This is a genomic window from Caulobacter sp. CCH9-E1, from assembly GCF_001556515.1.
Classification (GTDB): Bacteria; Pseudomonadota; Alphaproteobacteria; order Caulobacterales; family Caulobacteraceae; genus Caulobacter.
In genome coordinates this window covers 1-1,249 of sequence record NZ_LSJA01000009.1, presented here as the reverse complement: position 1 = coordinate 1,249, position 1,249 = coordinate 1, and the positions used below count along the sequence as shown (strand labels likewise).

Here is a 1,249-nt window from a genome sequence, read left to right as displayed (position 1 = left end):
AGCGCCTCGACCGGCCGCTCCTCACGCTAGCTCATCTCCATCACACGAGGTGGTCGCGAAGCGACGGAGGGGGCAAACTGGACATCGGCCGAGCTGGCCCCCTCCGGCCCTCTGGGCCACCTCCCCCGCATCGCGGGGGAGGATCTTTGGACTAAGCCCCCTGCTCCGCCCGCATCCGGTACGCCATCACCGCCGTATGCCCCAGCCGCTCCACGAGCCGCCAGTTCACAAGGGCTCCCAGCGGCGCGCCGACCACGGGCAGGAACTGGGCCAGTTTCGCCAGGTCGATGTGGTCGCGGTACTGCTGCTGAAAGGCGCGCCAGTCGAAGTCGTCGAGGTGGGCCGGATGAGCCTTCAAATCCCAGTCCTGCATCGCGTCCATCACCCGCGCGCGGTGCTCGGCGTCCGAGAACGCCAGCTCGAAGATGTGCAGGATGAACAAGCGCTCGCTCAGCGTCGTCCTGTCGTGGCCGAAGATGGCGGCGATCTCGAACAGCAGCTTGATCTTGAAGCTCATCAGCAGCGGAAAGTCGGCCGCCGCCGCCAGGAAGCCCCCGGCCCCGGTCACCCCGCCCTCGACGGCGGCCGTCTTCTTCCAGCCGTCGATCGCCTTGGCCGCCCGCGCCCGCCGCTCGTCCAGCGACAGGCCGAGCTGGGGCGCGCCGGTCAAGACGTCCGAGCCGGTCAGCATGCCCCGCGTCATGCCCTCGATCGCCGTGGTGATCGCGGCGTGGACCTTCTCGGGGATCATCCGGTTGATCCGCCGCTGCGTCGCCCGCGCCAGGCCGTTCAGCGGCCCCGGCGGCCGGAGCATCTCGTCGCGCCAGGCCAGGATGTCGGGGGAAAGGGGCATGGGGTTGAGATAGTCCTTCTCCCCCTGCGGGAGAAGGTGGCGCGAAGCGCCGGATGAGGGGTCGCACCGCCGAGAAACCCCTCATCCGTCCCGCTGCGCGGGCCACCTTCTCCCGCAAGGGGAGAAGGGCTTAAGCTTAGCCATGACCAACGCCCAACGCCTGACCCTGGTGCGCGCCGCGCACACGCTGATCTATGTGGTGATGGCCGGCGCGTCGCTGGTGGTGCTGGCGGCCGGGATCACCGGCGCGACCGGCCCCTGGCTGTGGATCGCCGGCGGCCTGGTGGCGGTCGAGAGCGTGGTCTTCGCCGCCTGCGGCTTCAAGTGCCCGATGACGGCGATGGCGGTGAAGTACGGCGCGACCCCGGACGGCGCCTGGGACACCTTCTTCCCCGA

2 protein-coding genes and 1 pseudogene are annotated in these 1,249 nt (G+C 69.8%); 2 read left to right on the top strand and 1 reads right to left on the bottom strand.

The genetic code is table 11. The features are described from left to right. Positions 1–151: 151 nt before the first annotated feature. Complete coding sequence (locus AX690_RS00730; RefSeq protein ID WP_066685718.1) at positions 152–853, bottom strand: EcsC family protein; 702 nt, start codon at positions 851–853, stop codon at positions 152–154. A 9-nt stretch (positions 854–862) separates the two neighbouring features. Between AX690_RS00730 and AX690_RS24070 the strand changes: the two are divergent. Both AX690_RS24070 and AX690_RS00725 read left to right on the top strand, forming a co-directional pair. Then, a pseudogene (locus AX690_RS24070) lies at positions 863–985 on the top strand (hypothetical protein); the annotation flags it as partial. Between the two features lie 10 nt (positions 986–995). Further along, positions 996–1,249: hypothetical protein (locus AX690_RS00725; RefSeq protein ID WP_066730182.1), on the top strand; the 254-nt coding region annotated here is incomplete at its 3' end.

Coding starts and splice junctions, on each gene's coding strand:
- AX690_RS00730 (WP_066685718.1), bottom strand. CDS start 853: ATGCCCCTTTCCCCCGACATCCTGGCCTGGCGCGACGAGATGCTCCGG.